This window comes from Agreia sp. (assembly GCF_964263775.1).
In the GTDB taxonomy this organism is placed as follows: Bacteria; Actinomycetota; Actinomycetes; order Actinomycetales; family Microbacteriaceae; genus Agreia.
Genome location: NZ_CAXVWM010000130.1, coordinates 1 through 23725 on the forward strand (window position 1 = coordinate 1; position 23725 = coordinate 23725).

Annotated in this window: 21 protein-coding genes, 1 tRNA gene and 1 pseudogene; 13 read left to right on the forward strand and 10 right to left on the reverse strand. The window is 67.1% G+C overall.

Translation table 11 applies throughout. The annotated features are described in order from the left end of the window. Positions 1-186 precede the first annotated feature (186 nt). A complete protein-coding gene (locus tag ACE5CZ_RS10025; protein WP_374947186.1) occupies positions 187-825 on the reverse strand; it encodes an MBL fold metallo-hydrolase in 639 nt (212 codons plus the stop codon). Positions 826-892: 67 nt separating this feature from the next. Between ACE5CZ_RS10025 and ACE5CZ_RS10030 the strand changes: the two genes are divergently transcribed. The 6 genes from ACE5CZ_RS10030 to ACE5CZ_RS10055 all read left to right on the forward strand — a co-directional run bounded on the left by ACE5CZ_RS10030 (position 893) and on the right by ACE5CZ_RS10055 (position 5223). Beyond that, positions 893-1807, forward strand: a complete 915-nt coding sequence (locus ACE5CZ_RS10030; RefSeq protein WP_374947187.1) for a diacylglycerol/lipid kinase family protein — start codon at positions 893-895, stop codon at positions 1805-1807. A gap of 51 nt (positions 1808-1858) precedes the next feature. Next, a tRNA-Glu gene (locus ACE5CZ_RS10035) sits at positions 1859-1931 on the forward strand. A gap of 113 nt (positions 1932-2044) precedes the next feature. Further along, the gene (locus ACE5CZ_RS10040) at positions 2045-3067 is read left to right on the forward strand and encodes an LLM class flavin-dependent oxidoreductase (protein ID WP_374947188.1); all 1023 of its coding nucleotides are present in this window, start codon (positions 2045-2047) and stop codon (positions 3065-3067) included. Positions 3068-3185: 118 nt separating this feature from the next. Next, positions 3186-3461 (forward strand): GlsB/YeaQ/YmgE family stress response membrane protein, encoded by a 276-nt coding sequence (locus ACE5CZ_RS10045; RefSeq protein WP_374947189.1) that lies wholly within the window; start codon positions 3186-3188, stop codon positions 3459-3461. Between the two features lie 170 nt (positions 3462-3631). After that, positions 3632-4522, forward strand: coding sequence for a DUF4097 domain-containing protein (locus ACE5CZ_RS10050; RefSeq protein ID WP_374947190.1), 891 nt, complete (start codon positions 3632-3634; stop codon positions 4520-4522). Continuing rightward, positions 4519-5223, forward strand: a complete 705-nt coding sequence (locus tag ACE5CZ_RS10055) for a helix-turn-helix transcriptional regulator (RefSeq protein WP_374947191.1) — start codon at positions 4519-4521, stop codon at positions 5221-5223. The genes ACE5CZ_RS10050 and ACE5CZ_RS10055 overlap by 4 nt, the downstream gene beginning before the upstream one ends. 27 nt (positions 5224-5250) lie before the next feature. Here ACE5CZ_RS10055 and ACE5CZ_RS10060 read toward each other — a convergent pair whose 3' ends face one another. Further along, positions 5251-6003: a TIGR00645 family protein gene (locus tag ACE5CZ_RS10060; protein WP_374947192.1), complete on the reverse strand. Its 753-nt coding sequence runs from the start codon at positions 6001-6003 to the stop codon at positions 5251-5253. 216 nt (positions 6004-6219) lie between these two features. On the opposite strand from ACE5CZ_RS10060, the gene ACE5CZ_RS10065 reads away from it, so the two are divergent. The 7 genes from ACE5CZ_RS10065 (at position 6220) to ACE5CZ_RS10095 (ending at position 13852) form a co-directional block, all read left to right on the forward strand. Beyond that, positions 6220-7317, forward strand: coding sequence for a TerC family protein (locus ACE5CZ_RS10065; RefSeq protein ID WP_374947193.1), 1098 nt, complete (start codon positions 6220-6222; stop codon positions 7315-7317). A gap of 206 nt (positions 7318-7523) precedes the next feature. Further along, positions 7524-8990 carry a 3-isopropylmalate dehydratase large subunit gene (gene leuC, locus ACE5CZ_RS10070; protein ID WP_374947194.1) on the forward strand — a complete coding sequence of 489 codons (1467 nt, stop codon included), beginning with the start codon at positions 7524-7526 and terminating at the stop codon, positions 8988-8990. Beyond that, positions 8990-9586 carry a 3-isopropylmalate dehydratase small subunit gene (gene leuD, locus ACE5CZ_RS10075; RefSeq protein WP_374947195.1) on the forward strand — a complete coding sequence of 199 codons (597 nt, stop codon included), beginning with the start codon at positions 8990-8992 and terminating at the stop codon, positions 9584-9586. Before leuC ends, leuD begins: the two co-directional genes overlap by 1 nt. 24 nt (positions 9587-9610) lie before the next feature. Next, positions 9611-10981, forward strand: a complete 1371-nt coding sequence (gene murA / locus ACE5CZ_RS10080) for a UDP-N-acetylglucosamine 1-carboxyvinyltransferase (protein ID WP_374947196.1) — start codon at positions 9611-9613, stop codon at positions 10979-10981. Between the two features lies 1 nt (position 10982). Then, positions 10983-11723 (forward strand): lysophospholipid acyltransferase family protein, encoded by a 741-nt coding sequence (locus ACE5CZ_RS10085; protein ID WP_374947197.1) that lies wholly within the window; start codon positions 10983-10985, stop codon positions 11721-11723. Further along, positions 11716-12858: an NAD(P)H-dependent glycerol-3-phosphate dehydrogenase gene (locus ACE5CZ_RS10090; protein WP_374947198.1), complete on the forward strand. Its 1143-nt coding sequence runs from the start codon at positions 11716-11718 to the stop codon at positions 12856-12858. The genes ACE5CZ_RS10085 and ACE5CZ_RS10090 overlap by 8 nt, the downstream gene beginning before the upstream one ends. Continuing rightward, on the forward strand, positions 12761-13852 hold the full coding sequence (locus ACE5CZ_RS10095) for a D-alanine--D-alanine ligase family protein (RefSeq protein ID WP_374947199.1): 1092 nt from the start codon (positions 12761-12763) through the stop codon (positions 13850-13852). The genes ACE5CZ_RS10090 and ACE5CZ_RS10095 overlap by 98 nt, the downstream gene beginning before the upstream one ends. Here ACE5CZ_RS10095 and ACE5CZ_RS10100 read toward each other — a convergent pair. The 8 genes and pseudogenes from ACE5CZ_RS10100 to ACE5CZ_RS10135 form a co-directional block, all read right to left on the reverse strand. Then, positions 13849-14778 (reverse strand): FHA domain-containing protein, encoded by a 930-nt coding sequence (locus tag ACE5CZ_RS10100; protein ID WP_374947200.1) that lies wholly within the window; start codon positions 14776-14778, stop codon positions 13849-13851. The two genes, ACE5CZ_RS10095 and ACE5CZ_RS10100, sit on opposite strands and share 4 nt — an antisense overlap. Continuing rightward, positions 14775-16055, reverse strand: a complete 1281-nt coding sequence (locus ACE5CZ_RS10105) for a VWA domain-containing protein (protein ID WP_374947201.1) — start codon at positions 16053-16055, stop codon at positions 14775-14777. The genes ACE5CZ_RS10100 and ACE5CZ_RS10105 overlap by 4 nt, the downstream gene beginning before the upstream one ends. A 24-nt stretch (positions 16056-16079) precedes the next feature. Next, complete coding sequence (locus ACE5CZ_RS10110) at positions 16080-17300, reverse strand: PP2C family serine/threonine-protein phosphatase (protein ID WP_374947202.1); 1221 nt, start codon at positions 17298-17300, stop codon at positions 16080-16082. Then, entirely contained in the window at positions 17297-19615 is a 2319-nt protein-coding gene (locus tag ACE5CZ_RS10115; protein WP_374947203.1) for a tetratricopeptide repeat protein, read from the reverse strand. The genes ACE5CZ_RS10110 and ACE5CZ_RS10115 overlap by 4 nt, the downstream gene beginning before the upstream one ends. Continuing rightward, positions 19612-20751 (reverse strand): hypothetical protein, encoded by a 1140-nt coding sequence (locus ACE5CZ_RS10120; RefSeq protein WP_374947204.1) that lies wholly within the window; start codon positions 20749-20751, stop codon positions 19612-19614. The genes ACE5CZ_RS10115 and ACE5CZ_RS10120 overlap by 4 nt, the downstream gene beginning before the upstream one ends. Before the next feature lie 95 nt (positions 20752-20846). Further along, positions 20847-21848, reverse strand: a complete 1002-nt coding sequence (locus ACE5CZ_RS10125; RefSeq protein WP_374947205.1) for a glutamate ABC transporter substrate-binding protein — start codon at positions 21846-21848, stop codon at positions 20847-20849. Then, positions 21845-23182 carry a hypothetical protein gene (locus ACE5CZ_RS10130; RefSeq protein ID WP_374947206.1) on the reverse strand — a complete coding sequence of 446 codons (1338 nt, stop codon included), beginning with the start codon at positions 23180-23182 and terminating at the stop codon, positions 21845-21847. Before ACE5CZ_RS10130 ends, ACE5CZ_RS10125 begins: the two co-directional genes overlap by 4 nt. After that, positions 23179-23725 (reverse strand): annotated as a pseudogene (locus ACE5CZ_RS10135) (AAA family ATPase); the annotation flags it as partial. The gene ACE5CZ_RS10130 and the pseudogene ACE5CZ_RS10135, both read right to left, overlap by 4 nt.

A 23725-nucleotide genomic window follows, 5' to 3' on the forward strand; every position in this document is an offset into this window, starting at 1 on the left:
GACGAACAGCTCGATGCCGATCCCGACGTCGATGCCGATTCCGACCCGACGATCGAAGACGACGAGCCGGGGCGCGAGTCTCCGGCCGACCGGCGGCCGATCGTGAACACCGCGCTGATCGCCGAAGAGGTCTTCGGCGACGATGAAGACAAGAAGCCCCGCTTCGATTGAGACGGCTGCGGCCTGTCAGACGTCGAGCGCATCGCCCGGCTCGAGCGCGAAGTACTGGCCGCCGTTCTGCTCGGTTGCCCACTTGATGCGTTCGCCCGTCATGGTCTTCCCCGACTTCGAGAGTGTCATCTCGTGGGTGGGGAAGCTCCGTTTCGGCTTCACTGCGAGCACATAGTCCATCGAGTCGCCGATCTTGAGCCAAGGGGCACCGACGGGAGCGGCGAGCACATCGACCTCGACGTCGGCGGGCACCGTGTAGGAGTCGCCGCCGTAGTAGAGGGCGTCGTTGATGAGCACGCCCACGTTGTCGACCACGGGGATCGACTCGTGGATGACCGCGTGCGTGTCACCGAAGAACCGCAGAGTGAACGGAGCGACGCTGATCTCGTCGCCCGCCTTCACCACGGTGATCGCGAACCCGGCGGCGGCATCCGCAACACCCTGCGGGCCGAAGATCTGGATGTCGGGGGCCCTGTCGAGCAGGCGGGTGAGCTGCTCCGGGGTCCAGTGGTCGGCGTGCTCGTGCGTGATGACGACCGCGACGGCTCCGGCGGCTTCGGTGATGGCGGTGGTGAACGACCCCGGATCGACGAAGAGCTTCTTGCCCGACTGCTCGATGATCAACGCGGCGTGCTCGAGTTTCGTGAGTCTCATTGCTCCAGAGTAGAACTCCGCCTGAGCCCGTCGACCCGCCTTGCACGTAGGCCATAATCGACACATCATGACCACCTCGCCGAAGCGGATCATCGTCGCGATCAACCCGTCTGCGTCGTTCGGGTCGCGCGGCGCGACGGGGCCTCGGGTAGTAGAGGCTCTCGTCGCAGACGGCCACCGGGTGACCGCCCTCACCCAGCCCGATTTCGCCGCCCTCATCGCGGCCGTTCGACAGGCACTGGATGCCGGTGGCCCGGCCGAGCCCGACGCGCTCGTCGTCGTCGGGGGCGACGGGATGGTGAGCCCCGCGGTCAACGCGACGGCGGAGACCGGCATCCCGTTCGGGATCATCCCCTCGGGCACGGGCAACGACATGGCGCGGGGGCTCGGGATTCCCCTCGATTCGGTCGACGACGCCCTGGCGGTTCTGCGCACGGCGCTGGCGGCCGCACCGCGCACAATCGACGCGGGGCGCGTGCACCACGCCGACGGCGTGACCTGGTTCGGAGGGGTGCTGTCGGCAGGCTTCGATGCCCTGGTCAACGAACGGGCCAATCGAATGAGCCGGCCACGCGGGGCGAGTCGCTACGTGATCGCGCTGTTGGCCGAGCTTGTCACGCTGCGCGCCCGCAGCTACGACCTCACCGTCGACGGGGTGTCGACAACGGTCAGCGCGTCATTGATCGCCGTGGCGAACAATCGCTCGCTCGGCGGCGGCATGATGGTGACGCCGGATGCGCTGATCGACGACGGCCTGCTCGACCTGTTCCGCGTGGGGGCACTGTCGCGGATCCGCTTCCTGCGCCTGTTTCCGAAGGTCTTCTCCGGCAGCCACACCGGGCTCGACATCGTCGACATCTCCCGCGTGTCGAGGGTGCGAATCGCCTCGGCAGACGTGATCGCCTACGCCGACGGCGAGCGTGTGGGCCCGCTGCCGGTCGAGGTCGAGGTCGTCCCAGGAGCCCTCCGCATTCTCGCCTGAGTCGATTGGCATTGAGGGCGGATCGTATGGCATACTCGTTGAGTTGCAGACGGCCCCATCGTTTAGCGGCCTAGGACACCGCCCTCTCACGGCGGCAGCACCGGTTCGAATCCGGTTGGGGTCACAAGTCGCCCGGTTACCCTTATTGAAGGGCGCCGGGCCTTTTTTGTTGCGCCGCATGACGGTTCCGGATGCCTGCGGGCCGGCCGGTCGCATCCGCCTCACTACTGTGAATGCATGAGTGCAGACACCCCACGCGACCTGAAGAGCCTGGGATTCTTGACCATCGGATCTTTCGATGAGGCAGACCCGTTCGGCGGGCACGAGAGCACCCTCTCGATCATCGAGCTGGGGGAGCAGCTGGGCTTCGACAGCGCCTGGCTGCGCGACCGACACCTGCAGCACGGAATATCGTCGCCCGTCGCGGTGCTGGCCGCCGCCAGCCAGCGCACCAGCCGCATCGAGTTGGGCACGGCCGTCATCCCGCTCGGGCTCGAGAACCCGTTCCGGCTTGCGGAGGATCTTGCGACCGTCGATGTGCTGAGCCGAGGCCGCCTCAACCCGGGCGTGAGTGTCGGAGTGCCGACGCACTTCGACGAGATCAAGCAGCACCTCTACCCGAACTCGTGGCAGAGCGAGAACTTCACGACAGAGCGGGTCGATCGCCTGCTGCACAATCTGCGCGGGGGAGCGGTGAGCACGTTCGAGGGAACCGAGGGCATCGAGACCTTCTCGACGCGTATCCAGCCGCATTCCCCAGGGCTCGCCGACAGGGTCTGGTACGGCGCCGCTGGCCTGTCATCGGCGGCCTGGGCGGGGGAGCGCGGCCTCAATCTTCTGAGCAGCAGCGTTGTTCGAGCAGAAGAGGATGACGACTTCGCTCGCATCCAGCGCGCCCAGATCGACCTCTTCCGCGACCGGCACCCGCTGGGACAGGCTGCCCGCGCGTCTCACGGTCTCGTCGTGATTCCCACCGACACAGCCACGGGCGAGCAGGCGGCGAAGTACCATGCGTTCGCCGAGCGCCGTTTCGCGCGCACGACACGACCGCAGGGGCCGCAACGGATGCTGTTCGCGCCCGATCTCGTCGGATCGTCGGCAGAGATCGCAGATGCGTTGCGGGCGCACGCGGGATACCGGGCGGTCGACGAGGTGGTCTTCGCGCTGCCGTTCACTCTCGAGCACGAGGACTACGTGCAGATTCTCACCGACGTCGCGATCGTTCTGGGGCCGCTCCTGGGCTGGAAGCCCGGGTTTTAATCAGACTCGACGTATGCGTGTCAAGCCCTGTGCCCCGAATAGGGCACGACCGCTAGTGTCTTGGCTGCAGTAGTCGAAATCCGCCTGCTGCACTACACAGTGCATTGGAGAGATAGTCATGAGCTTTCTCGGTTTTCTACTTCTCGGTTTGATCGCAGGGGCAATCGCCAAGGCGATCCTGCCCGGCAGGCAGGGTGGCGGCTGGGTCATCACCCTCATCCTCGGTGTCGTCGGAGCCCTTCTCGGCGGATGGATCGGCGGAGCCATCTTCGGCGTCGGTTACGACGGATTCTTCAGTATCCAGTCGTGGCTCATCGCCATCGTCGGCTCGATCGTCGTGCTGCTCATCTATGGCCTGATCGTCGGCCGCGGCAAGAGCCGCAGCCGCGCATAACGCGCCGGACAACCTGTGAAGCGCCCCGACCCCTGTGGGTCGGGGCGCTTCGTCGTTGAGCCGGCCACCGGCATTCAACTCGCGATATAACTTGACTTTTGTCAAATTCGCGATATATCTTGAGTTCACGCGACGCGATATATCGCGTCCTCGACCTCAAGGAGAATTCCATGGCCATCGAGAAGTGGCTCGTCACCGGGCCCAAGACGATCGATCTCGAACTCGTGCGTTCCGTCAAGATCAGCCTCATCGGGGGCAAGATCGACGTGATCGCCCACGACGAGCCTGGCGCCCGCGTCGAGGTGCACTCGGTCTCGGGTAGAGACCTCAAGGTCTCGATCAACGGCGACGTGCTCGAAATCGACCACCCGCAACTGAGCTGGGACAACTTCATCGAGGTCTTCAAGTCGTTCAAGGGCAACGCGAAGGCCGACATCAGCATCATGATCCCGCGCGACGCGAGTCTGAAGTTCGGCGTCGTCAACGCGGGCGCCCTGATCTCGGGCCTTCGCACAGACGCGCGCATCAACTCCGTCTCGGGCGACATCGTGATCGACGACATCGTCGGCGACCTCGACATCAACACAGTCAACGGCGAGATCTCGGTCAGCGATCAAGAAGGCGTGCTGAACGCGCACACAGTCACCGGTGACATCACGGTCACGGGCGCGCTGCGCAAGTTCTCTGCCGACGGCGTCTCGGGCGCCGTGTTCCTCGACCTCACCGGGGTTCCCGAGGAGATCAGCAACAACACGGTCAGCGGCGACCTCACCGTGCGTCTCGACCAGGATGTGCCGGCCCGCTTCTCGCTCAACAGCGTCAGCGGCACGCTGCAGGTCGACTCGACGATCACCCGCGGCACGCGGGGCCGGGGCTTCAACCACACCGCGGGCACGCTCGACGACAAGTGGGTCGAGGTGAAGGCCAACTCGGTCTCGGGTGACATCACGTCTGTTCGCCGGGCGAGGGTGGGCGCTTCCAGCGCTGCCTCGACGGGTGTGTTCGATGCCCCCGTGACCGATTCGGCTCCGTTCGACGCACCCGAGGGAGAATCCCTGTGACCCCCGTTTTCGGCCACGGACACCTGCGGCTCTACCTGCTCAAGCTCCTCGACGAGTCTCCCAAGCACGGCTACGAATTGATCCAGGCGCTCAGCGAACGCTTCGGCGGCACCTATGCGCCGAGTGCGGGAACGATCTACCCGCGCCTCGCCAAGCTCGAAGACGAGGGGCTCGTCACGAAGGCCGCCGACGGCCGCAAGACCGTCTACGAGATCACTGACGCGGGGCGCGCCGAACTGGCCTCCCGCGAAGGCGAACTCAATTCGATCGAGAGCGACCTCACCGACAGCGTGCGTCGCCTTGCCGACGAGGTTCGCTCCGGCGTGGGCGAGGCCATGAAGAGCCTGCGTGCCGATCTCGCATCGGCTGCCCGCCAGGCACGCGAGGCGACCGATGCGACGAGCCAGTCGTACTCGTCGTGGTTCGCGTTCGACCCCACCGAGGATGCGAGGGGCGAGCCGCGCTCCGGTGCCGATGCTCGACCGGCAGGCGAGACGTCGGCCTCGGCCGAGGCGAGTCGGGATGCGAGTCGCAACGAGATCCGCGACGTCGACATCGCTCTGGCCGAGTTTCGCCAGTCGGTGCGCACGGCGCTCAGGTCGAGGGGGGCTCGCGCAAGCGTGCCCGCCGGTACGGCCGCCGCGTTCGCCCGCCGCCTCGACGAGGTGCGCGCATCCCTTCTCGACGACCTGAAGAAGTAGGCGTCGAGCCGAAGGTTCGTCGGGCGGCTAACGCTGCTCGACGAACCTTCCGTCGATGATGTAGCCCGACACGGCGACGGCGCCCTGTGGCACCGGCGACGGGTCGATCGGCTCGATCATCTGGTCGGAAGGACGGTGCGTCAGGCTGCGAGCTGTCATGCCGCGGTTCTGGGACATGCGGTCGATCACGGCGAGCGCGATGGCCGACACGATGAAGACGGTGTGGATGATGACCTGCCAGAAGACGCCGTCGCCCGTGTAGACATCACCGGTGAGGCTTTCTTCTTCGGAGTTGCTGCCGGGAGCCCCGAGGTCTCCGACCTCGATGAAGGTCTTGAGCAGGTGGATCGACGAGATGCCGATGATGGCCATGGCCAGCTTGACCTTGAGCACGTTCGCGTTGACGTGCGAGAGCCACTCGGGCTGGTCGGGATGGCCGTCGATGTCGATTCTCGAGACGAAGGTCTCGTAGCCGCCGATGATGACCATGATCAGCAGATTCGCGATCATCACCACGTCGATCAGACCGAGCACCGACAGCATGATCACCGATTCCTCGATGTGCAGCGGGTCTTTCAGCACCGTCTCGATGAGGTGCAGGAGTTCGATCACGAAGACCACGACGTAGACCAGTTGCGCGACGATCAGACCCAGATAGAGCGGCGCCTGCAGCCAACGGCTGAAGAAGATGAGGTAGCCCACCGATTTGACCCAGGCGGTCTGCGGTCGATACTGGCGTTGCTGCGGCTGTACGGCGGTGGTCTGCGGGCTGCTGGCCAAGTGGGTCTCCTGAAAATCGGTCTCGGCGGAATCCTAGCGTCAGCATCCTGTACCATCGCTTGAAGAAGGGGAGTATCCCACCTTCATCGCAGTCGTCAATACGATCCCCATCGCGGCGGGTCCGTTGCGGTGGCGCGACCGGTTCGGCCGGGTTCGCGCGGGAGAGACTTTCGGTCGCTCGGCGTACCCGCCATCCCGAAAGGTCTCATTCCCCCCATGCCTTCAACACTCACCCTGCCCGTCTGGTTCGAAGTCGGCTCGCTCGTCATTCTGACGCTCATTCTCGTCGTCGACCTGCTGCTCGTACTCAAGCGTCCGCACATTCCCTCGGCCAAGGAGTCGACGCTCTGGGTGGTGTTCTACATCGGCCTCGCCCTGGTGTTCTCGCTGCTGATGCTGCTCTTCGCCGACGGCGAGCACGCGGGGCAGTTCTTGGCCGGCTGGCTCACGGAGTACAGCCTGTCGATCGACAACCTCTTCGTCTTCATCATCATCATGGCCCGGTTCAATGTGCCCAAGAAGCTGCAGCAGGAGGCCCTGATGGTGGGCATCCTCATCGCCCTCGTGCTTCGTGGCGTCTTCATCTTGCTCGGGGCCCAGCTGATCGAGAACTTCAGCTGGATCTTCTACATCTTCGGCGCATTCCTTCTTTACACGGCCTGGCAGCAGGCGTTCTCGAAGCACGACGACGCCGACTCCGGCGAGAGCGGCCTCATCCGGTACCTGCGCCGTCACATCGATATCTCGACTGACTTCGACGGCGCCAAGGTGCGCACCCGAGTCGACGGCAAGAAGATCTTCACGCCGATGCTGATCGTGTTCATCGCCCTCGGTTCAACCGACCTGCTGTTCGCCCTCGACTCGATCCCGGCGATCTTCGGCATCACGACGAGCCCCTTCATCGTCTTCACCGCGAACGTCTTCGCCCTCATGGGCCTGCGCCAGCTGTACTTCCTGCTCGGCGGACTCCTCGAAAAGCTCATCTACCTGCACTACGGGATCGCGTTCATCCTGGCGTTCATCGGATTCAAGCTGGTGGCGCACGCCTTGCATGAGAACGAGTTGCCCTTCATCAACGGCGGCCAGCACGTCGACTGGGCTCCCGACATCTCGACCTGGACGTCGCTCGCTGTCATCATCGGCTCGATGGCCGTCGCCACCATCGCCAGCCTCATCGCCATGCGCCGCACCACCCGCCGAGGCGGTACGCCCCCCGCGGGCGCGCCGCTGGCAGGCTCCGCACCCGACAGGCCCGCCGACGCTGGATTCGCGGATGAGGAAAAAGTCGACGACTCCGGCGAGTCGCGGAGTTAGCACCGGCGTTTCCCCGGTTCTTCCTCATCCGCGAAAGAGGGGGCACGTCGGGAATGCCCGGGATGACCGCGGGTGTTACCCTAGACGGATGCTGTCTGGTCGACTCCTTCTTGGTTGCCGCGACGAGTCCTCGTTCTAAGGCCTCACCTCGTCGCGGAGTGTGTCATGGGCTCTCGCAAGCAGATTCGTAGGAGGAGGCATCACTCATGAGCAATGCTGAAGAACCGGCCCGCCGCGGCATGACCCTGGCCGAGAAGGTCTGGCAAGACCATCTGGTGGTCAAGGGCGAAGACGGCAATCCCGACCTCATCTACATCGACCTGCACCTGGTGCACGAGGTCACGAGCCCGCAGGCCTTCGACGGACTGCGCGTGGCGGGCAGGCCAGTTCGCCGGCCCGACCTCACCATCGCGACCGAAGACCACAACACTCCCACGGCCGCCATCGACAAGCCCATCGCCGACCTGACGAGCCGCACGCAGATCGAGACGCTTCGTCGCAATGCCAAGGAATTCGGCATCCGGCTGCACTCGCTCGGCGATGTCGAGCAGGGCATCGTGCATGTGGTGGGGCCGCAGCTCGGCCTCACCATGCCCGGCATCACCGTGGTGTGCGGCGACTCGCACACCAGCACGCACGGCGCGTTCGGTGCGATGGCGTTCGGCATCGGCACCAGCGAGGTCGAGCACGTCATGGCCACGCAGACCCTGCCGCTCACAGAATTCAAGACCATGGCGATCACCGTCGAAGGCGAACTGCGCCCGGGCGTGACGGCCAAAGACATCATCCTGGCCGTGATCGCGAAGATCTCGACCGGCGGCGGCCAGGGCTACGTGCTCGAGTACCGCGGCTCGGCCATCCGCTCGCTGTCGATGGAGGGGCGCATGACGATCTGCAACATGTCGATCGAGGCGGGCGCCCGTGCCGGCATGGTGGCCCCCGACGAGATCACTTTCGACTACCTCAAAGGACGGCCGCACGCTCCCGAGGGCGACGACTGGGATGACGCCGTCGCGTACTGGAAGACGCTGCAGACCGACGACGACGCCGTCTTCGACGCCGAGGTGTTTCTCGACGCGAACGAGCTCGAGCCCTTCGTCACCTGGGGAACCAACCCGGGCCAGGGGGTCTCGCTGTCGCAGCCCGTGCCCGACCCCGCCACGATCATCGACCCCAACGAACGTGCCGCCGCCGAGCGGGCCCTCGAATACATGAACCTCGAGGCCGGCACTCCGATGAAGGAGATCGCCGTCGACACCGTCTTCATCGGCTCGTGCACCAACTCGCGAATCGAAGACCTGCGGGCGGCGGCAGACATCGTGCGCGGCCGTTCCAAGGCCGAGAACGTGCGGGTCATGGTCGTTCCCGGCTCGGCGCGAGTGCGCATCGAGGCTGAAGCAGAGGGACTCGACCGGGTCTTCAAGGATTTCGGTGCCGACTGGCGCTTCGCCGGCTGCTCGATGTGCCTCGGAATGAACCCCGACCAGCTCGCGCCGGGCGAGCGCTGCGCCTCGACCTCGAACCGCAACTTCGAGGGTCGACAGGGCAAGGGCGGCCGAACGCACCTCGTCTCGCCGCTCGTCGCGGCGGCCACCGCCGTTCGCGGAACGCTGTCGAGCCCGTGGGATCTCGCGCTCGATGACGCGCGGCTCGTGGATGCGGGGGGCAAATAATGGACAAGGTCTCCGTCATCACCGGTGTCGCCGTTCCGATCGAGCGATCGAACATCGACACCGACCAGATCATCCCCGCCGTCTTTCTGAAGCGAGTCACGAAGACGGGCTTCGAAGACGCACTCTTCTACGGCTGGCGGCAGGACCCCGAATTCGTGCTCAACCAAGAGCCCTACACGTCGGGCTCGGTGCTGGTCGCGGGCCCCGATTTCGGAACGGGCTCGTCGCGCGAGCACGCCGTCTGGGCGCTCCGCGACTACGGGTTCCGAGCCGTGCTGAGTGCGCGGTTCGGCGACATCTTTCGCGGCAACTCGGGCAAGCAGGGACTGCTCGCGGCGCAACTCGCAGAGGCAGACATCGAGAAGATCTGGGCGCTGATCGACGCGCAGCCGGGCCTCGAGGTCACGGTCGATCTGCCGGCGAAGACGGTGACCGCAGGAGCGCTCACAGTGCCCTTCGAGATCGATGACTACACTCGGTGGAGGCTTCTCGAAGGCCTCGACGATATCGGTCTCACCCTGCGCGACGAAGCGCGAATCACGGAGTTCGAGGGTCGCCGCGAAGGCTGGCGTCCGAGAACTCTTCCCGTTAAATAAGAGCAGTACAGGCGGTTTTATCAAGTGAATTCCCTCGTTCAGGATGCGCAGAAGTCGGCACGCAGAGTGGGTCTACCCAGCGACACGATCGTGATCAACGGCGGTCGCCCGCTGCGCGGAACGATCGATGTGCGTGGTGCGAAGAACCTCGTGACCAAGGCGATGGTCGCGTCTCTTCTGGGCGACACCAAGAGCATCCTGCGTGACGTTCCCGACATCTCCGACGTCAGCGTCGTGGCCAGCCTGCTCGAGGCGCACGGCGTCACGATCTCGGGAAGCGCGGAGACGGGCATCCTGATCTTCGACCCGTCGAATGTGGCAAGCGCGAACAGCGCCGAAATCGACGCGCTCTCGGGATCGAGCCGCATCCCCATCCTGTTCTGCGGCCCGCTGCTTCACCGCCTAGGCCATGCGTTCATTCCCGACCTCGGCGGGTGCCGCATCGGCGACCGTCCGATTGATTTTCACCTCGACGCACTGCGCAAGTTCGGCGCGGTCGTCGACAAGCTTCCGAGCGGCATCGACATCTCGGCGCCCAACGGACTGCACGGGGCGAAGATCGAATTCGCGTACCCCAGCGTCGGAGCGACCGAGCAGGTGCTGCTCACGGCCGTGCGGGTGAAGGGCACCACCGAGCTCAAGAACGCGGCCATCGAACCCGAGATCATGGACCTGATCGCGGTGCTGCAGAAGATGGGCGCGATCATCTCGGTGGAGCCCAACCGCGTTATCCTCATCGAGGGCGTCGACAGCCTGAAGGGCTACGACCACCGGGCCCTGTTCGACCGCAACGAAGCCGCGAGTTGGGCCTCGGCCGCCCTGGCCACCGGCGGTGACATCACCTGCAAAGGCGCCAAGCAGCAAGACATGATGACGTTCCTCAATGTCTTTCGCAAGATCGGCGGAGCGTTCGACATCGAGGAAGACGGCATCCGCTTCTACCACCCGGGCGGCGACCTCAAGCCGGTCGTCATCGAGACCGACGTGCACCCCGGCTTCATGACCGACTGGCAGCAGCCGCTCATCATCGCCCTGACCCAGGCCATCGGCACGTCGACCGTGCACGAGACCGTGTATGAAGACCGCTTCGGCTTCACGGATGCGCTCGTCGAGATGGGTGCGAACATACAGGTGCACAAGCACGGACTCGAGGGCGGAGAGCGTCGGGTTCCCCGGCGCCCACTCGAGCAGGCCGCCGTCATTGTCGGCCCCACCAAACTGCACGGCAGCGAGATCGTCGTTCCCGACCTGCGGGGTGGATTCAGCCACCTCATCGCCGCCCTCACCGCCGACGGCCGTTCGACCGTCAGCAATGTGGGGCTCATCGGACGCGGTTACGGAGACTTCGTGGCCAAGCTCGAGAAGCTCGGAGCTGACTTCTCCTTCGAGGTTTAGCGTGGCAGGCCAGCCCTCAGAGAAAACGGTCGGTTTTCGGGTGCTCGCCGCGGTGCTCGTGCCGTTTCTGGCGAGCATCGCGAAGATCGAGTTCATCGACAGGCAGAAGCTGCCGAAGATCGGGGCGTTCGTGCTGTCGCCGAACCACTACAGCAACATCGACCCGGTGATCATGGGTTGGGCCATCTGGAAGCTCGGCAGGGCTCCTCGGTTCTTGGCCAAGGCGTCATTGTTCCGGCTGCCTGTCGTCGGCGCTGTTCTCCGGGGCACGGGGCAGATTCCCGTTGAGCGCGCGGGCTCGGTTCGGGGCAAAGAGCCGCTGCGGGCCGCCAACGCGCTCGCCGAGAAGGGCAACGCGGTCATCATCTATCCCGAGGGAACCCTGACCCGAGACCCGCAGCTCTGGCCCATGAAGGGCAAGACCGGTGCGGTTCGGATGGCGCTGGAGCAGAACCTTCCCCTCGTTCCCGCTGCCCACTGGGGAACGCAGGCCGTGATGGCGCGCTACTCGAACACGATCAGCCTGTTTCCGCGCAAGACCATCACGGTGGCGTTCGGCGATCCCGTCGATTTGAGCGAGTTTCGTGGCAAGCCGATCAACGCGGCGCTCTTGACCGCTGCCACAGAACTGGTGATGGCCGACATCACGTCGCTGCTCGAGCGGTTGCGCGGCGAGACCGCGCCGATCGAGCGCTGGAACCCGGCTGCGCACAACCAGAAGGAGACCGGTCGCTTTGAGTAGGACAAGACCCGTAGCGGTCGTCCCTCCTCGCCGCCGCGTGACGGTGCTGGGCGCGGGAAGCTGGGGAACCACCTTCGCCAAGATCCTCGCCGACGGTGGCAGCGACGTGACACTGTGGGCGCGGCGGCCAGAACTCGCGCGCGAGATCAGTGAGGCCAAACGCAACAGCGACTACCTTCCCGGAATCAACCTCCCCCTCGCGGTCACGGCCACGTCGAGCCTCGCCGAAGCCCTCGCGCGTGCCGAGATGGTGTTCGTCTCGATCCCGAGCCAGAGCCTGCGCGACAACCTCGCGGCGATCCGCCCGCTGCTGCCCGCAGACGCACTCGTCATCAGCCTCATGAAAGGCGTCGAGAAGAAGTCCGGCCTGCGCATGAGCGAGGTGATCGAGCTGGGAGTCGAAATCGAGCGCGATCGCATCGCCGTCGCATCCGGGCCCAACCTGGCGCTCGAGATCGCCAAGGAGCAGCCGACCGCCGCCGTGATCTCGTCGCAGAGCCTCGAGACCGCGCAGCGTGTCGCGATGGCGGCCAGCAACCGCTACTTCCGGTCGTTCGTGAATACCGACGTGATCGGCACGGAGTTCGGCGGCGTGCTCAAGAACCTCATCGCCGTGGCCATCGGCATCGTCGACGGCGTCGGCTACGGAGAGAACACGAAGGCGTCGATCATCACCCGCGGACTCGCCGAGATGACGGACTTCGCCGTGGCGTACGGCGCGCAGGCCGATACGCTGTCGGGGCTCGCCGGCCTCGGCGACCTCATCGCGACGAGCAGCTCGTCGCTCTCGCGCAACAACACGGCCGGTCGGCTGCTGGGCCAGGGCTACAGCTTCGCCGACGTGGTCAAGAGCATGCAGCAGACCGCCGAAGGTCTGGCATCTGTCGCGCCGATCCTCGAGCTAGCCCAGGCGAAAGGCGTGGACATGCCCATCGTGCGGCAGGTGAGCGAGGTGCTGGCCGGTACGCTGAATCCCCGGGACATAGCTCCCCACCTGACGACCGACTCCGACGAGCCGCAGGGCGAAAGGACTTTCGATGGCCGCAAAAACAGTGGTGGTTCTGCTTTTTGGAGGCCGTTCAAGCGAGCATTCGATCAGCTGCGCGACGGCGGGCGGGGTTCTTCACGCGATTGACCGCGACCGGTTCGAGGTCATCCCGGTCGGCATCACCGCGGAGGGGTCGTTCGTTCTCGAAGACGACGACCCGGCCAAGTTCGCGATCGACGCCGAGGCCATGCCTCGCGTGCTCGACAATGGCACGCGCATCCGCTGGCCCGACAGGGCCGGCGACCGCAGCCTGACGGTCGAATCGGCCGACGGCACGACGCGCGGCCTCGGCGAGGTGGATGTCGTGTTCCCGATTCTGCACGGACGCTTCGGCGAAGACGGCACGGTTCAGGGCATGCTCGAACTGCTCGGGCTGCCGTTCGTGGGATCGGGCGTGCTCGCGTCGGCCCTCGGCATGGACAAGCATTTCACCAAGACCGTTCTGCTTCAGGCGGGCATCGAGGTGGCGCCGTGGACTACGGTTTCGGCCAGGCAATGGGCGCAGTCGCCGACGCTCGTCACCGAACGGGCGTCGAGCCTGGGGCTGCCGGCGTTCGTGAAGCCGGCCCGCGCCGGGTCATCGGTCGGGGTCAGCCGCGTCACCGACTGGTCGCAACTTCCCGCCGCCATGGAGGTCGCCCTCGCCGAAGACGACAGGGTTCTCATCGAGGAGGGCATCGTCGGCCGCGAGGTCGAATGCGGTGTGCTCGAAGGCCGCGCCGGAGGGCCGGCGCGAGTCTCCGTTGCGGGCGAGGTCGTGGTGACCGACAGGGACTTCTACGACTTCGACGCCAAGTACCTGGGGGCCGCCGGCATCGAGCTGGTGTGCCCCGCCGCGATGACCGACGAGCAGCTCGCTACGATGCAGCGCATCGCCGCGACTGCGTTCGAGGCCATCGGGGGCGCGGGTCTTGCGCGTGTCGACTTCTTTCTGACCGAGCACGGCTTCGTGGTGAACGAGCTCAACACGATGCCCGGCTTCACGCCGATCTCTATGTTTCCGGCCTGCTGGATAGCCTCGGGGCTCAGCTACCCCGAACTCATCGACGAACTCATCGACCTGGCGCTGCCGGCCTATTAGGCTTCGCCGGGCAGTGCCTTGCGGATGACCAGGCGAGTCCAGGCACCGACGAAGATGCGATCGCCGTCGTGCACCTCGCGACGCTGCCCGGGTTGGATGGCGTCGCTCGGCAGCTCGTCTCCGGCGGCGCCCACGAAGGTGCCGTTCGACGACTGCAGGTCTTCGACCCACCAGCGCTGGCCGTCGGTGTTGAGCTGGCAGTGTCGTCTCGAGACGCCGCTGTCGGTGCCGCAGTCGATCTGCGGGTGGATGTCGCGGGAGACCGACGTGCGGCCTACCAGCAGGCTGCTCTGCGTCAACACGACGATCTCGGGCAGCCCTCCGGAGGGAAGCGGGTCGTCGGATTTCTGCGCGGCGTACCACTCCGGGTCGATCCAGACCTCGGCGACCCAGGCGGCATCGCCCTCGATCGGCGACGCAGAACGCGACGAGGCGACGGGCCCCGTCGCGGTTTCGAGCTCGGCCTCGAGCTCGGCCGCAGCAGCCGCTCCGGCCGGTTCGACCGTGGGCTGGCCCTCGATTGCGGGAGCCTCGACGTAGCCCGGGTCGCCAGCCGCCTCGTGCTGGCCGAGGTCGCCCTCCTCGATGTCGAGGCTCGAGACCGGCGCGATCACGGGAACGATGACGGGTGCATTCGGCACGGGTGCCGGCGCGGCGAGGGGCGCGGCCATGCCGAGGGCGTCGGGATCGGGTTCCGGCAGCGACCCGGTGGTGAAGTCGTAGCCGCAGTTCTCGCAGAACAGGGCGTCGGGCAGGTTGGCGAACGAGCAGTTGGGGCACGTGATCGGCTCACTCGACCCCGACGGGGCCGACGACGTGGCTGCGACCGGCGCTGCAGGAGCCGGTGCCGAAGCCACCATGGGCGTTCCGCAGACGTCGCAATAGTCGGTCGAAGCCGACGGGTGTCCGTTGGGGCAGAGGGTCATTTGCGCACCCGCGTCGTCTTGGTCGACGCCGTGTCGAGCGCCATCTCGTCGAGCTTCGCGACGTCGCGACGAAGCCGCACGGTTCCCTCGTTCGCGTCGTCGATCTCGACGACCTTTCGCAGCTTCGCGGTGGCCTCGTCGTTGCCCGTCTCGGCGGCGAGCTGCACAGCGCGGCCCAGCTTGACCGTGGCGGTGGCTGCGTCGCCGGCGGCCTTGGCCGCAAGCCCGTCTTGGATGGCCGACGCCAGCTCGGTCTGGCCCGTGTAGTGCGCAACGGCAGGATCGATGCGTGCGGTGAGCACGTCGTCGTTCGACCAGCGCGCCTTGACGAGACCGGATGCGACGACCTCGTCGCGCACCGTCAGCTGCACCCGGGCGGCGAGCTGCTCCGACCCCACCGGCTTCGACGCTACCCGAACGGCCACGTGGTAGTCGCGCGACTCGTCGCCCCACGAACCTGTGGGATAAGAGCCCGTGAGCGGGTTCACCATGGTTTTGCGGGTGGTGAGGTCTTCGACCGTGGGCGCAACCTGGCGCACGAACAAGACGTCTGACCCCTGGGGTGCCCACACGCGCAGTTCGGCTGCCGAGACGCCGCGACCCATGGACTGCTTCATGATGCTCTCGAAGTCGGCGGCCATGTCTGCCGGCTTGGCGATGAGATCCACCGTTCCGAGCAGGGCCGTCGCGATCTGGCGCAGCTCATCGACCTGCCAGCGCGAGCCGACTCCGCGGGCGTCGCACTGAAAGACGCCGGTGGCGTTGTAGATGGCCTGGCTGAGCGCCTGGGCCGACTCGTGCTCGTTCTTGCCATCGGTGAGCAGGATCGCGTGCCGTTGGGTGGCCTGGGGTGTCGCCTGAAAGAGTTCGCGGGCCAGCGTGAGCCACGTGCCCATCGCCGTTCCGCCAGAAGGTTGGAACCCGGCGACCGCCTGCTTCGCCGCGGCCCGCGCGCCGGGTTCCATCTGCACCATGGGCAGCCGGGCGTTCGGATACGGGAACGCGCGAGCGGCGGTGTCGGTGCCGGAGATCACGGCGAACCAGGTGCCGTCGAGGATCTGATCGATCGCCACGGCGGCGGCGTGCTTGGCGGCCCCCAGGTTCTCACCCGTCATCGAACCCGACGTGTCGACGATGATGATCTCGCCGGCCGCCATGCCCTGACCCTGGCCTGCCTGGCCCGCTCCGGCGACCGTGACGGTCACGATGGCGTGAACGTCTGTGGCCCCGTCTGAGAGGAATTCATTCTGAAAGACACTGGCGGTGAATTCTGCCATGGGAGACTCCTCTATCTGTCACGATCAGGCCGGCGGGGCCGGTGTAGGTACAACGCTATCGAATCGAGCGAGCGCGGCGGTGATGTTGTCTTGGCCGCCCTGCTCGTTGGCCCAGTCCACGAGTGACGACGCCACCTGCACGGGATTGGTGCCGACCATCCCCACGATGCGGTGAACGAGTTGTGCGAGGTCGTCGGCGTCGGAGCAGTAGTTCCAGAGACCGTCGGAGCAGACGAGTACCCAGCCCGCCCCCGTGGGATACGTCGGCACGACATGCGGAACCTCGTCGGGCGAATCGGCACCCAGCCACCGCGTGATCGAGTGTGCCTGCGGGGCGCTCTCGGCCTGCTGGCGTGACATGCCGTGCGCCATCATCTCTTGCGACCACGAATCGTCCGTCGTCAGCTGCCGGGACTTCCCCTCGTCGGCGATCCAGTAGACCCTGCTGTCGCCGACTTGACCGACGACGACGAGGGGGCCGTCGATGACGGCGGCGGAGAACGTGCACGAGGGCGGATTCGTTCGTGCCGCCAGCTCGCCGATCGCCTCGTAGATCGCGGCGCTCGCGCGCTCGCCGGCCTTCAGCATCCGGCCCGACCAGCGCGCCTGCGCGAGGTCATCGCCCGCGCCGTCAGCCAGGTCTGTCGCGCGCCCGGCGGCGAGGACCGCGGTCGCGGCCCGTGTCGCGGCGAGGCTCGCCTTGTCTGAGCCGGGAGTCGACGAGACTCCATCGCAGACGACCAGCACGGCGAACTCTCCGGGCTGCGGATCGGCAGCCAGTGACATCGCATCTTCGTTGATCTGGTGCCGGATGCCGCGGTCGCACACGCCGCCCACCCAGGCCGCGGGCGCTTCCTGCCAGTGGTCGCGTTCGCTCTGCGCGGGTTTGCCGCAGAGCTCGCAGTATCCGTCGTCGGCGATGCTTCCGCCGCAGTAGACGCACGCGCGCCGTGGCGCGGCGGTAGACGAGGTCGCCACGTCGGAGTCGGGCACGGGGGTCGTCTTGTTCGGTTCGGGGTCGGCGTTCACCTCGACGAGTTCGCCCAGCTGGGTTCCGCACTCTTCGCAGAACTTCGCGTCGGGATCGTTCACCGTGCTGCACGCCGGACACACGAGGGGTGCCGGAACCTCGGCAGGAGCCTCGACAGAAGTCTGGACAGCAGCCTCGACGGGCGCCTCAGCAGGCGCCTCGACAGGCGCCTCGACAGGAGTCTGCGAGGCGGCCTCCGGGGGCGCGTCGCTCACGAGAGGGTCCACCGTCGAACGCGGTTGGCCTCGTCGACCAGGTGAACGCGTTCGGCGGGGTTCTCGGTGAGCCCCGCGAGCTCGCGGTACGCGTGCTCCAGGCCGTCGCGCAGCGGCCCCTCCTGAGCCGGGATGCCGCCGACCACCGCGTCTGTGGACGCACCGGAATCGCGCACGACGGCCAGGGCGGATGCGAGGACGCTCGCGGTGAGCTCGACCCGTGACCGCGAATCGATCGACACTGTGGAGACGCTGTCGAGCGCGGCTGCGAGAGCCGGCAGTCCACGGTTCGATGCGGCCAGCAGTTCGGCCCGGCGGCGACGTGCGTCGATGTATGAGCTGCGTGTGGGGGTGACGAGGTCGAGAGCAGTGAGGGCGCCGTCGAGGTCGCCCCGCTGCTCGCGGATGCGGGCGAGACCGAACGCGGCTGCGGCCGTGTAGTTCGCGTCGGACCGGGCGCAGATGATGTAGAGGCTCTCGGCGATCTCGGGCTCGCCGCTCGCCTCGCAGGCCGCAGCCAGGGCGAGTTTCGGGGCGAGTTCGCCGGGCACCTGGCCGTAGACGGTGTTGAACGACGCACGCGCACTGCGGGCGTCGCCCCTCGCGAGTTCGGCGAGGCCGGCGAGCCACACGGCGCGCCACTCCCAGGGATCGTCGGTGAGGATCTCGCTCATGACCGCGTCGACGGCGTGCACGTTGCCCGACTCTATCGCCGCGCGGGCACGGGCAAGACGGATCTCGACCGTGACGGTGGGTGCGGATTCGAGGGCGATCAACCGGGCGGCCGGGTCTGCCATGTTGACGCCCGCGAGCCAGCTGCGCGCGGGATCGGACTCGTCGATCTTCAGTTCGGGCAGGGCATCCCAGGGCAGCGGCCGGTCGACGATGTCGGCGACGGGCGCCTCGAAGAGAACGGATGCCGCAGAGTGCAGCGCGGGGTGGCCCGGCCCGCGGTCGGTGGCCACGACCTCGCGCAGCACGCCGAGAAGCTGCGCGCGCAGCTCGTCGACCGACGCGAACCGGTCTGACGGGTCGAACGCGCACGCCTTGGCGAGCAGACGGTAGAACGAGTCGTAGGTCTGGAAGACCGGGGTGTCGGCCACATCGGGCAGTGATGACACGAAGGTGGTCTGGTTGCCGCGGAAGTCGAGCACGAGCGTGGCGAGGGTGCGACCGATCGTGTAGACGTCGGATGCGACGGACGGACCCAGCTCGGGAACCTCGGGCGCCTGGAACCCGACGGTTCCGAAGATCGCCGAGGTCTGGTCGTCGACGCGGCGCACCCCTCCCAGGTCGATCAGCTTCACTGTGTCGCCGACCTGGATCATGTTGTCGGGCTTGAAGTCGCAGAACAGCAGGTTGATGTCGTGCAGGTACTGGAACGCGGGCAGGATCTCGAGCACATAGGCGAGCGCCTGGTCGACGGGCAACGGGTCGACGACGCCGGTGTTCGCCTTCATGCGGTCTTTGAGGATCACCTTGAGCGACGGGCCGCCCACATACTCCATCACGATGTAGCCGGCGCCGTTGAACATCACGAAGTTGTAGATCTCGACGATGAGCGGATGCTCGACCTCGGCCAGGAACTGGCGTTCCGTGATCGCCGCGGCATAGGCATCCGGATCGCCCGAGTTGAGCAGGCCCTTCAACACGACCCAGCGGCCCGAGACGTTCTGGTCGCGGGCCAGGTAGATCCAGCCGAGTCCACCGAATGCCAGACAGCCGACGACCTCGTACTGGCCGCCGACCACGTCGCCGGGCTTCAGCTGCGGGGTGAACGAGAACGGGGTGCGGCAGTTCGGGCAGAAGCCCTCGGTGCGACCGGGCTTGTTATCGCGACCCCGGCCCACCGGTTTGCCGCAATTCGGGCAGAATCTCTTTGCTTCGGGCAGCTCGGCGACCGCCATGACCGCCTTCAGCGGATCGGAGGGCGGTTCGGTGGGAACGGTGGTGAGCCCGGCGCCCAGGCGGGGTCCGCGCAGGCGGGTGGAGGTGGTGCCGAACCGGCGGGTGGCCTTCGATCCGGTGGCGGCGGTGCGCGCCGAACCGAGCGCCGCCGTCGCGAGCCGCGACGACGAGGTGCGACCCGTGCGCGTCGAGCCGGCCTGCGCGAAGTCGGCGCCCGATGCCGCTCCGGTTTGCGGGCCGGCCGAGAAACCCGTGCCCAGCTTCGCCGAGGGTGAAGCGGCTGCGGCCGTGCCGCCCGAGACAGGGGGAAGGGGAGTGGGCGAGGCGGGCGAGCCGCAGACGTTGCAGTAGCCGTCTTCGATCACGCCTGTGCAGCCGGGCTGTAAGCAGTGCTGGACATCGGTCATGGCGTGTAGCGTCCTTCCTGGCCTGGCCGCTGCGGGGATGCGGGCGGCAAGTCACGGGTGAGAAATTGGTATTGCTCGACGTAGAAACGGGCGAGCCGCAGGTCGCAGGGAGTCGTGTCTACGGCATCCTTGGCCTCGGTGTACCCGGCCGCGACCGTGGGTGAGGCAAAGCGGCCCGAGCTCTCGGCCTTCGCGCGATAGCCCGACAGGCGATAGCGCAGCTCGGCACGCTCGCGGAGCTGTCCCGCGTAGGCATTCTCGACCGCCTCGAAGGCGCGGTTCACGAGCGCGAGGCGCGCGACCCAGGTGTCGAGCGCGGCGCGGGTCTGCGGCACCGGTCCGAGTTTCGACACGTCGGGGATGGCGAGTCGCGGAGGGTCGACGATCTCTCGACGGCAGCGCTCGGCGAGCGCGCGCAGCACGGGTTCGCGCCGCTCTGCGATGGCGGCGTCGTCTGCGGCCTTGCGCGCATCCCGGGCCAGGTCTCGTTTCTGCGAACTGGCCACGATGAGGTCGCGTTCGAGACGGGCGGAGTCGTGCACGAGCTGCCCGAGCGGGCCGGTCACATCGGCGCCGCGGCCGGCCTTCTCGGCGAGGGCCTCGAGGCGGCTGCGCAGGGTCGAGACGCGCTGCGCCGCGTCGGGGTCGGATGCTGCCAGGTCTCGTGACCGCTCCAGTTCGGCGCGCAGGCCCACGATGCGCGCCGTGGTGCCCGCCGCGCGGGGGTCGAGACTGAGCCGCGTCGTCAGCTGTGATACGAGGGCGTCGGCGAGGCGCACGGCCTCGACGAGCGAGACGAGTTCGGCTCCGCCGCCCGAGTCGAGCCGACCCCAGATGAGCTGCGACATCTTCTGCCTGGCGACCGTGTCGACGCGGCCCGAGTCCCAGACGCTCTCGAGGCTCTCGCGGCGTTTGCGGGTGGCCTCCCACAGCGTCTCGGCGAGAACGATGTCCGACGTGTACGAGTCTGGCTGCTGCGATGCGAGGGCCGCGGCTCCCAGCCGGTCGAGTTCTTTTCGCTGCCGCGCGACCCACTCGCCGAGGCCGGTGAGATAGGTGAGCAGTTCGCCCGGATCGATCGCCTCGCCCAGGCGCCCGGGAGCGAGCGGCGTGCTGTCGTTGGCGGTCATCGTCATCGCTGCTCTTCTCGGAGGATCGGGTCGGGCTCGGCGTGTGCTCGGCTGGTGTTCGGTTTGTGCTGGGTTTGCGCTCGATTTGTGCTGGGGCGCTGTCAGCGTCCGTAGACCGCCGCGGGCGGTGCCGGGGCCGGACCGAGCACGCCCAGCCACTTCGTGTAGAGGCTCGTCCAGGTTCCGTCGCTGCGCATGCGATCGAGCACACCGTTCACGAACTGCACCAGGTCGACCTTGTCGGCGGGCATGCCGAGGCCGTAGGGCTCCGCGCTGATCGCCTCGCCGACGACCTTGGCATACGGGTCTTGGGCGGCGAACCCCGCGAGGATCGTGTCGTCGCCGGTGATCGCATCCACCTTGCCCTGCTGAAACAGCACGAGGCACTCGGTGTGGGTGGCGGCAGACACGGCCTCGACGCCGGGGAACTTCTCCTCGAGGCGGGTGAGGGTGGTGGTGCTGGCGGGTGCGCAGACCTTCTGCTCGCCGAGGCCCTCGAGGTCTGTCAGCGACTCGGCTTCGGAGTCGCTGCCGACGAGCACCTTCTGACCGGCACCGTAGTACTCGGTCGAGAACGCGATGGTCTCCCAGCGAGCACAGTTGATCGTCATCGTGCGCGCGACGATGTCGACCTGCGTGGTGCCGTCGGCGTCTGGGGTGAGCACTTCGAGGCGCTGGGCCGACGTGATGACTCTGAACTGCAGCCTGTTCGGGTCACCGAAGATGGCGCGCGAGACCTCGTGCAGCACATCGATGTCGAACCCCTCGATCTGGCCCGTGAGCGGGTTGCGGGCACCCATGAGCAGGGTGTCGGCTGAGACGCCGACTCGAAGAACGCCGCTGGCCCGGATGGTGTCCATCGTGCTGCCCGCGGGAATCGAATCGGGAGAGATCGGCGAGTATGACGGTTCGATCTGACCCGGGACGTTCTCGCACGTGGATGCGGGGGCCGGCGTGCTCGGCGCGCTGTCGGTAGGCGTCGGCGTAGGGGTGAGCCCCAGGTCGTCGCTGCCCGAGCGGGGTGCGCACGCGGTGAGCGCGAGCGTGCCGACCAGGGTCGCGATGAGCGCGGCGCGAGCCGAGCGTGAACGGATGGCGCTCATCGGTACTCCTTGAGTCGAAGGGAGACGCCGCGCCAGGAGAGCACGGCGGCGGCGAGGCCGAACACGAGCAGAATCCAGCCGAGCAGCGACGAGAGTGCGCCGCCCGCGTCGAGGGCGTTCTTGGTGGCGGCGGCACTCGAGGCGATGTCGTCTTGAGCCGCTTCGCTGAAGGAGTCGAACGCGGCGTTGGCGCTGCCGGGTTCTTGGTCGATGGCCTGGGCGACGGCGCCCTCCCAGTTGCCGCCGTCGTCGAGGGCGCGGATCTCTGCGTGCTTCTCGACCCACGAGGCGAAACCGTTGCTGAGGTCGTCGTCGATGAGATAGTTCTTGCCGCTCGAGTCGAGTCGGGACTGGGCGTCGGCGATGGCGGTCTGCACCTCGGCCTCGAGCGTCTGGCCCGAGCCGCGCTTGATGAGCGTGAAGCTCTCGAGCGACTTGGCCTCGGTGGCCGAGGTATAGGCCTGCGAGATGGCGAGAGTCTTGGCGTAGGAGTTCTGCCGGGCCTCGATGGCGGCACCGGTCGTGTTCGTGAACGTGATCACGCCGACGACGCCCACCACGAGCAGGGCGACGGCAGCGATGAGCAACGGCCAGTTGAGGTAGCGATGCGATCGACGCGTGATCCAGAGATGCACCCAGATGAGCGCGACCAGGGCGATGACCGCGACGAGCAGCCAGACGAGCGACACGGTCGACGCGGTGAAGCTGCCCGCGGCCCTGTCTGCGCTCGCGAGAACGAGGGCCTCGAGTTGGGGGAGCGTGCTGTCGTTCAGCAGCGCCGAGGCCTGCGACAGGTACGCGGCGCCCACGGGAAAGCCCTGGCGGTTGTTGGCACGAGCCTGCTCGATGAGCCCGGTGTAGATCGCGACCTCGGAGTTGACCTGGGCGAAGTCGGTGTCTTTCGCCTTGTCGTCGGCCGAGAGGGTGGTGAGCGCGCGGGTGGCGTCGTCGATCGCGGTGTCGTACTCGGCGCGCTGGTCGGCCGGTTCGAGACCGCCGACGAGAAAGGCGTTGGCCGCGATCGCGTCGGCCCGCACCAGGTTGTTGCGCACAGCCTGGATGCCGATCAGCTGGGCGGCCTCGGCGCTCGCGTCGGCCGTGGCCCTGGCCTGCGACGAGCCGGTCTGGAACCCGGCTACGCCGAACGCCAGGCTCGCGAGCACGGAGAGGGCGAGCAGCAGCTGGAGTGTGGCGGGGGTCGACCGGGTCTTTCGTGCGACGGATGCGGCGGGCGGCGCGGCCTGCGGTCGGACGACGGTGGCCTGCTGCGCGTTCGGCTGGGCGAACGCCAGGGGTACCGGCGGCGGCGGGGGCGCGGCTGCGGTCGTGCTCATTCGGTGTCCTTCGACGTGGTCGGTTCTGCGGGATCGTCTGAGGGTGGATCGGAGGGGACCTCGGCGTCGTCAAGGTCGGATGCGGGTGCGGGTGCGAGGTCGGGTGCGAGCTCGGCTGGGGGGTCGGAGTCGTGCGCCTCTGTCAGTTCAGTCTGCGGCACGTCGATGACGATAGGGCCGACCACCGACTCTCCATCGGCATCCGGTCTGTCGCCGTCGTTCGAGTCGTTGAGATCGTCAGCGACCAGAAGGCGCAGGTCGTCGAGGGTCGGAGCGGCGACGTCGCGCAGCCGCCAGGCGTGGCGCGCGATCGCCTTGTCGAGCAGGTTGCGGGCGTAGCGGCCGTTGCCGAAGCCCTCGTTGCGGGGTTCGATCGACACGATCTGCTCGAACCGCTCGAGTGCCTCGGGTGTCGCCTCGAAATCGGATGCGACGGCGAGGCGCACGAAGATGTCGCGCAGTTCGTCGTCGGTGTAGTCCTGGAACGTGATCGAGGTGGAGAAACGGCTGGCGAGCCCGGGGTTGGTCTCCATGAAACCGCGC